Origin of the sequence: Streptomyces sp. NPDC059875, assembly GCF_042731085.1 — a bacterium.
In the GTDB taxonomy this organism is placed as follows: Bacteria; Actinomycetota; Actinomycetes; order Streptomycetales; family Streptomycetaceae; genus Streptomyces.
In genome coordinates this window covers 44,986-52,075 of record NZ_JBHWJZ010000048.1, presented here as the reverse complement: position 1 = coordinate 52,075, position 7,090 = coordinate 44,986, and the positions used below count along the sequence as shown (strand labels likewise).

General features: G+C 69.8%; 7 protein-coding genes and 1 pseudogene. 2 read left to right on the top strand and 6 right to left on the bottom strand.

Features of this window, described 5'->3' with window-relative positions; all coding sequences use genetic code 11:
- Positions 1-53: 53 nt before the first annotated feature.
- Genes ACFV9D_RS35500 through ACFV9D_RS35480 form a run of 5 tightly spaced genes read right to left on the bottom strand, consistent with a single transcriptional unit; the run spans position 54 to position 4,753 of the window.
- Positions 54-722, bottom strand: a complete 669-nt coding sequence (locus ACFV9D_RS35500; RefSeq protein WP_385155934.1) for a potassium-transporting ATPase subunit C — start codon at positions 720-722, stop codon at positions 54-56.
- A 5-nt stretch (positions 723-727) separates the two neighbouring features.
- Positions 728-2,869 (bottom strand): potassium-transporting ATPase subunit KdpB, encoded by a 2,142-nt coding sequence (kdpB, locus tag ACFV9D_RS35495; protein ID WP_385155931.1) that lies wholly within the window; start codon positions 2,867-2,869, stop codon positions 728-730.
- On the bottom strand, positions 2,866-4,530 hold the full coding sequence (gene kdpA / locus ACFV9D_RS35490; RefSeq protein ID WP_385155928.1) for a potassium-transporting ATPase subunit KdpA: 1,665 nt from the start codon (positions 4,528-4,530) through the stop codon (positions 2,866-2,868). Before kdpA ends, kdpB begins: the two co-directional genes overlap by 4 nt.
- 8 nt (positions 4,531-4,538) lie before the next feature.
- On the bottom strand, positions 4,539-4,628 hold the full coding sequence (kdpF, locus tag ACFV9D_RS35485; RefSeq protein WP_290353327.1) for a K(+)-transporting ATPase subunit F: 90 nt from the start codon (positions 4,626-4,628) through the stop codon (positions 4,539-4,541).
- Entirely contained in the window at positions 4,625-4,753 is a 129-nt protein-coding gene (locus tag ACFV9D_RS35480; RefSeq protein ID WP_385155925.1) for a hypothetical protein, read from the bottom strand. The genes kdpF and ACFV9D_RS35480 overlap by 4 nt, the downstream gene beginning before the upstream one ends.
- Positions 4,754-4,897: 144 nt before the next feature.
- Between ACFV9D_RS35480 and ACFV9D_RS35475 the strand changes: the two genes are divergently transcribed.
- Both ACFV9D_RS35475 and ACFV9D_RS35470 read left to right on the top strand, forming a co-directional pair.
- The gene (locus tag ACFV9D_RS35475) at positions 4,898-5,233 is read left to right on the top strand and encodes an ArsR/SmtB family transcription factor (RefSeq protein WP_385155922.1); all 336 of its coding nucleotides are present in this window, start codon (positions 4,898-4,900) and stop codon (positions 5,231-5,233) included.
- Positions 5,233-5,946 (top strand): cation transporter, encoded by a 714-nt coding sequence (locus tag ACFV9D_RS35470; RefSeq protein ID WP_385155919.1) that lies wholly within the window; start codon positions 5,233-5,235, stop codon positions 5,944-5,946. Before ACFV9D_RS35475 ends, ACFV9D_RS35470 begins: the two co-directional genes overlap by 1 nt.
- A 3-nt stretch (positions 5,947-5,949) precedes the next feature.
- Here the strand turns inward: ACFV9D_RS35470 and ACFV9D_RS35465 are convergent.
- Positions 5,950-7,074 (bottom strand): annotated as a pseudogene (locus tag ACFV9D_RS35465) (sensor histidine kinase); the annotation flags it as partial.
- Positions 7,075-7,090 lie beyond the last annotated feature (16 nt).

The window sequence follows — 7,090 nt, the reverse complement described above, 5'->3', positions numbered from 1 at the left end:
GGGCCCGGGTCGTTCCCGGGCCCGCCGGCTCTCCTGCCGCTGTGGTGAGGCCATCAGCCCTTGGTCAATTCCTGGAGCGCGATGTTGAGTTGGAGGACGTTGACGCGGGGCTCGCCGATGAAGCCGAGGATGCGGTCGTCGGTGTGGTCGGCGACGAGTTTGTCGACCTGGGCGACGGAGAGGTGGTTCTTCTCCGCGACCCGGTGGACCTGGAGCTCGGCGTACTCCGGGGAGATGTGCGGGTCCAGGCCGGAGCCGGAGGAGGTGACGGCCTCGGCCGGCACGTCCTCGGGCTCGACCGTGTAGTCGGCGGTCGAGTTGTCCTTGACGACTGCCGCCTTGGCGTCCTTCACCCACTGGATCAGATCGACGTTGTCGCCGGAGCGGTTGGTGGCACCGGACAGGATCAGCTTGTACTGGGTGTTGACGCTGTTGGAGCCGAGGCCGTTGGACGGGCGGGGCTGGAACCAGCGCAGGTCGGGCGCCGGTGTCTCCTCGCCGTCCTTGAGCGGCAGGTTGTAGGTCTGGCCGATGAGTTCGGACCCGACGACCTTCCCGCGCGCGCCCTCGATCTCGGAGCCGTTGGCCTTGCCCGGGAAGGCGAGCTGGGCGATGCCGGTGACCGCGAGCGGGTAGAGGACGCCGCAGAGAACGGTGAGGACGAGGAGGGCGCGCAGGCCCGCCCAGAGCACGCGACCGGTGTTCGCTGCTGAGTTGTTCATCGTGGTCAGCCGATTCCGGGGATGAGGGAGAGGAGCAGGTCGATGATCTTGATGCCGATGAACGGGGCGATCAGGCCGCCGAGACCGTAGATCCCGAGGTTCCGGCGGAGCATCGAGTCGGCGCTGGAGGGCCGGTAGCGGACGCCCTTGAGGGCGAGCGGGACCAGCGCGATGATGATCAGCGCGTTGAAGATGACAGCGGAGAGGATCGCCGACTCCGGCGAGGCGAGGCCCATGATGTTGAGCTTGTCGAGCGACGGGTAGGCCACGGCGAACATCGCGGGGATGATCGCGAAGTACTTGGCCACGTCGTTGGCGATCGAGAAGGTGGTGAGCGCGCCCCGGGTGATGAGGAGCTGCTTGCCGATCTCGACGATCTCGATGAGCTTGGTCGGGTTGGAGTCCAGGTCCACCATGTTCCCGGCCTCCTTGGCGGCCGAGGTACCGGTGTTCATGGCCACGCCGACGTCCGCCTGGGCGAGGGCCGGGGCGTCGTTCGTACCGTCGCCGGTCATCGCGACGAGCTTGCCGCCGGCCTGCTCGCGCTTGATGAGGGCCATCTTGTCCTCGGGGGTGGCCTCGGCGAGGAAGTCGTCGACGCCCGCCTCCTCGGCGATGGCCTTGGCGGTCAGCGGGTTGTCACCCGTGATCATGACCGTCTTGATGCCCATGCGGCGCAGCTCGTCGAACCGCTCCCGCATGCCCTCCTTGACGACGTCCTTCAGGTGGATGACGCCGAGGACGCGGGCGCCCTTGTCGTCCTCCGCGGCCACCAGCAGCGGCGTGCCGCCGGCCTGGGAGATCGCGTCCGTGAGGGTCTGGGCGTCCTCGGAGACCTTTCCGCCCCGCTCCTTCACCCAGGCGACGACCGAACCGGTGGCGCCCTTGCGGACCTTGCGGCCGTCGACGTCCACACCCGACATACGGGTCTGGGCGGTGAACGCGATCCACTCGGCGTGGGACAACTCGCCCTGGTGGCGCTCGCGAAGCCCGTACTTCTCCTTCGCGAGAACCACGATGGAGCGGCCCTCGGGCGTCTCGTCGGCGAGCGAGGAGAGCTGGGCTGCGTCGGCCAGTTCGGCCTCGGTGGTGCCCTTGACCGGGACGAACTCGGCGGCCTGCCGGTTGCCCAGCGTGATGGTGCCGGTCTTGTCCAGGAGCAGCGTGGAGACGTCGCCGGCGGCCTCGACCGCGCGGCCCGACATCGCCAGGACGTTGCGCTGAACCAGGCGGTCCATGCCTGCGATGCCGATCGCGGAGAGCAGTGCGCCGATGGTGGTCGGGATGAGGCAGACCAGGAGCGCGGTCAGGACGATCATCGAGGTCTGCTTGTCGGCGCCCGCGTAGATGGCGAACGGCTTCAGCGTGACGACGGCGAGCAGGAAGACGATGGTGAGGGACGCCAGCAGGATGTTGAGGGCGATCTCGTTCGGGGTCTTCTGGCGGGCGGCGCCCTCGACCAGGTTGATCATCCGGTCGATGAAGGTCTCGCCGGGCTTGGTCGTGATCTTGATGACGATCCGGTCGGACAGGACCTTCGTACCGCCGGTGACGGCCGACCGGTCGCCGCCGGACTCGCGGATGACGGGCGCGGACTCGCCGGTGATGGCGGACTCGTCGACGCTGGCGACGCCTTCGACGACGTCACCGTCGCCGGGGATGATGTCGCCGGCCTCGCAGACCACCAGGTCGCCGATGCGCAGCTCCGTGCCCGGGACCCGCTCCTCGCTCGTGCCGACGATCCGGCGCGCGACCGTGTCGGTCTTGGCCTTGCGGAGCGTGTCGGCCTGTGCCTTGCCGCGGCCCTCGGCCACCGCCTCCGCCAGGTTGGCGAAGATCGTGGTCAGCCACAGCCAGGCGGTGATCGCCCAGCCGAACCAGTCGCCCGGCTCCTTGATCGCCAGCACGGTGGTGACCACCGAGCCGATGAGGACCACGAACATGACCGGCGACTTGATCATGACGCGCGGGTCGAGCTTCCTGATCGCGTCCGGGAAGGACTTGATCAGCTGCTTCGGGTCGAACAGTCCGCCGCCGACCCGTCCCGCTGTCGGCTTGTGACCGGTGGGGACGTCGCTGTGCGGGGCCTGCGTGGGAGAGGGTGCGGTGGACATGGTGTCCTGCTGCTTCTTTACGTCGATGGTCATGCCGCGAGCCCTTCGGCGAGCGGTCCCAGCGCCAGGGCCGGGAAGTAGGTCAGACCGGTGATGATCATGATCGTGCCGACCAGGAGGCCGGTGAACAGCGGCTTCTCGGTCCGCAACGTGCCCGCGGTCTCGGGGACGGGCTTCTGCTCGGCGAGTGAGCCGGCCAGCGCGAGGACGAACACCATGGGCAGGAACCGGCCGAGCAGCATCGCGATGCCGATGGTCGAGTTGAACCACTGGGTGTCGGCGTTCAGGCCGGCGAACGCGGAGCCGTTGTTGTTGGCTCCGGAGGTGTAGGCGTAGAGGATCTCGGAGAATCCGTGCGCGCCGCTGTTCGTCATCGAGTTCGCCGGGGTGTCCAGCGCCATCGCCGCGGCGGTGAAGCCGAGCACCAGCGCCGGGGTGACGAGGATGTAGCAGGCCGCGAACTTGATCTCGCGGGTGCCGATCTTCTTGCCCAGGTACTCGGGCGTGCGGCCGACCATCAGACCGGCGATGAACACCGCGATGATCGCCATGATCAGCATGCCGTAGAGGCCGGATCCGACACCGCCGGGCGCGATCTCGCCGAGCTGCATGCCCAGCATGGTGATGCCGCCGCCGAAGCCGGTGAAGGAGGAGTGGAAGGAGTTGACCGCGCCCGTGGAGGTGAGCGTGGTGGCCACCGCGAAGATCGACGAGCCGCCGATGCCGAACCGGGTCTCCTTGCCCTCCATGGCGCCGCCGGCGATGTCGAAGGCCGGTCCGCCGTGGTGGAACTCGGTCCACATCATCAGGGCGGTGAAGCCGAGCCAGATGGTGGCCATCGTCGCCAGGATCGCGTAACCCTGCTTGAGCGAGCCGACCATGCGGCCGAAGGTGCGGGTCAGCGCGAAGGGGATGACGAGGATCAGGAAGATCTCGAAGAGGTTCGAGAGCGGGTTCGGGTTCTCGAAGGGGTGGGCCGAGTTGGCGTTGAAGTAACCGCCACCGTTGGTGCCCAGCTCCTTGATGACCTCCTGGGAGGCGACCGCGCCGCCGTTCCACTGCTGCGTGCCGCCCATGAACTGGCCGACCTCGTGGATTCCGGCGAAGTTCTGGATGGCGCCGCAGGCGACGAGGACCAGGGCGCCCACGACGGAGATCGGGAGCAGGATGCGCACGGTGCCGCGCACCAGGTCGGCCCAGAAGTTGCCGAGCTCACCGGTACGGAACCTGGCGAAGCCGCGCACGAGGGCGACCGCGACCGCGATGCCCACCGCCGCCGAGACGAAGTTCTGCACCGCGAGGCCGCCGGTCTGGACGACATGGCCCATGGCCTGCTCGCCGTAGTACGACTGCCAGTTGGTGTTGGCCACGAAGGACGCGGCCGTGTTGAACGCCTGGTCCGGGTCGATCGAGGCGAAGCCGAGCGAGCCGGGCAGCGATCCCTGCACCCGCTGGAGCAGGTAGAGGAAGAGGACGCTCACCGCGGAGAAGGCGAGGACGCCGCGCAGGTACGCGGGCCAGCGCATCTCCGTGTTCGGGTTGGCACCGATGCCCTTGTAGATCCACTTCTCGACCCGCAGATGCTTGTCGGAGGAGTAGACCCGGGCCATGTGGTCACCGAGCGGCCTGTAGGCAAGACCGAGCGCGGCGATCAGCGCGAGGAGCTGGAGGACACCAGCAAGGACGGGGCTCATATCCGTACTCAGAACCTCTCCGGCTTGACGAGGGCGAGGACGAGATAGCCCAGCAGGGCGGCGGCCACGATCAGACCGACGATGTTCTCGGCAGTCACAGCTTCGCCACCCCCTTGGCGATGAAAGCCACCAGCGCGAAGACCGCGATCGTGGTGACGACGAAGGCCACGTCGGCCATCGTGAGCTCCTGAGTGAAGAACGGATTCTCGGACGAGATGAGCAAAGCGCTGTTTCAGCCATCCACCGCCGCCGTTGACGCCCCCCTAACAGCCTTGACGCCCCTCTTGACGCATCCCCTACGCGGCCCGGCAGCCCACCGCGACGATCCACGCTTTCCTGAATTCAGGACTTCGTGTACTTTCACGGTGTGCTGACTGTTGCCTCCGACATCGAGGTGCTGGCCCGGTTCGGCCGCGCGCTCGCCGACCCGATCCGCTGCCGCATCCTGCTCGCCCTGGGCGAAGCCCCCGCCTACCCCGCCGACCTCGCGGACGCGCTCGGCATCTCCCGCACCCGGCTGTCGAACCACCTGGCCTGCCTGCGCGACTGCGGCCTGGTCGTCACCGTGCCGGACGGCCGCCGCACGCGCTACGAGCTCGCCGACGAACGCCTCGGCCACGCCCTGGACGACCTGCGCACCGCTGTGGTGGCCGTCGAGACCGACCGCACCTGCACCGACGCCGAGGCCAAGGGGTGCTGCTGATGACGGCGGTGTCCCTCGGCCCCGCCCCGACCCGCCGCGACGCGCTGACGCGCCGCATACGGCTGCTGGTCGCGGCGACCATCACGTACAACGTCATCGAGGCCGCTGTCGCGATCACCGCGGGGACGATCGCCTCCTCCACCGCGCTGATCGGCTTCGGCCTGGACTCGGTCATCGAGGTCTCCTCCGCCGCCGCGGTCGCCTGGCAGTTCTCCGCCCGCGAGCACGCGGCGCGCGAGGCCCGCGAGAAGACCACGCTGCGGATCATCGCCGTGTCGTTCTTCGCACTCGCCGCGTACGTCGCCGTCGATGCCGCCCGGGCGCTGGCCGGCGCCGGCGAGGCCGAACGCTCCATTCCCGGCATCGTCATCGCCGCGCTCTCCCTCGCGGTCATGCCCTTCCTGTCCGCCGCCCAGCGCAAGGCGGGACGCGAACTCGGCTCCGCCAGCGCGGTCGCCGACTCCAAGCAGACCCTGCTGTGCACGTACCTGTCGGCCGTGCTCCTGCTCGGCCTGGTCCTCAACGCCACCCTCGGCTGGTCCTGGGCCGACCCCGTCGCCGCCCTGGTCATCGCCGCCGTCGCGGTCAAGGAAGGCCGCGAGGCATGGCAGGGCAGAGGATGCTGCGCGGCCCCGGCCGGCCCGCCGGTTCTGCCTGTCGGCATCGAGTCGGACGCGTGCGGCTGCCGCCCCGGATGCGACTGCTGCGCCTGACGTTCAGTGATCCGGCGACGCGGAGCACGTCCGGTCGTCCGTGCGGATCGATCCGCTCGGGGACGTGGCCGCGCAGGGCAGGGAGACCACCATGGTCAGGCCGCCGCCGGGGGTGTCCTCCGGGGTGAGTGTTCCGCCCATGGCCTCGGTCAGGCCGCGGGCCAGCGCGAGCCCGAGTCCGACGCCCGCGGTGTTGTCCGTGTCGCCGAGCCGTTGGAAGGGCTCGAAGACGCGGTCGCGGTCCGCGGCCGGCAGCCCGGGTCCGCGGTCGACGACACGCAGCTCGACCCGGCCGGCCAGCGTGCCGGCGCCGACGAGGACCGGCAGACCGGGCGGGGAGTGCCGGACCGCGTTGGCGACGAGGTTGGCGACCACCCTTTCGAGCAGCGGCGGGTCGGCGAGGAGGAGCGGCGCCTCCTCCACACCCTGGAGCCTCACCGGACACCCTTCCGGCAGCCCTTCCAGGGCCGTGGGGAGAACCTCGTCCCAGGCGGTGGGGCGCAGATCGAGGGTGAGCGCCCCGGCCTGGAGGCGGCTCATGTCGAGCAGGTTCTCGACGAGTCTGCTGAGCCGGGCCATGGACTCGTCGGCGGTGGCGAGCAGTTCGTCCCGTTCCTCGGCCGTGAACTCCACGTCGGGGCTGCGCAGCGAGGCGACGGCGGCCCAGCCGGCCGCGAGCGGGGTCCGCAGGTCGTGGCTGACGGCGGCGAGGAGGGCGGTGCGCATCCGGTCGGCGGCCTTCACAGGTTCCGCCGCGGCCGCCACCTCGGCGAGGTGTGCCCGTTCGACCGCGGCGGCGACGTGGGCGGCGAACGCGGTCCGTACGCGGCGTTCGGCGGCTTGGAGGGTGCGTCCGCGCAGGACGAGGAAGTCGCCTTCTCCCACGGCGACCTGGCTCGCGGTGGGGTCGTCCACGGGATGGTCGAGCAGTTCGACGGCGTCGGCGCCGAAGGTCTCCCGGGTGCGGGTGAGCAGGGCGGGGACGGTGTGTTCGCCGCGTACGACGGAACCGGCGAGCGCGGAGAGGGTCTCCGCTTCGGCGGTGGCCCGGGCCGCGCGTCTCGACAGCCGCAGTGACCGGTCGACGACCGCCGCGACGACGCCCGCGACCAGGACGAACACCGTGAGCCGGCCCGGGCGTCCG

Excerpts from the sequence above, each read along its gene's own strand:
- ACFV9D_RS35500 (WP_385155934.1), bottom strand. The coding sequence starts at position 722 with ATGAACAACTCAGCAGCGAACACCGGTCGCGTGCTCTGGGCGGGCCTG.
- ACFV9D_RS35470 (WP_385155919.1), top strand. The coding sequence starts at position 5,233 with ATGACGGCGGTGTCCCTCGGCCCCGCCCCGACCCGCCGCGACGCGCTG.
- kdpB (WP_385155931.1), bottom strand. The coding sequence starts at position 2,869 with ATGACCATCGACGTAAAGAAGCAGCAGGACACCATGTCCACCGCACCC.
- kdpA (WP_385155928.1), bottom strand. The coding sequence starts at position 4,530 with ATGAGCCCCGTCCTTGCTGGTGTCCTCCAGCTCCTCGCGCTGATCGCC.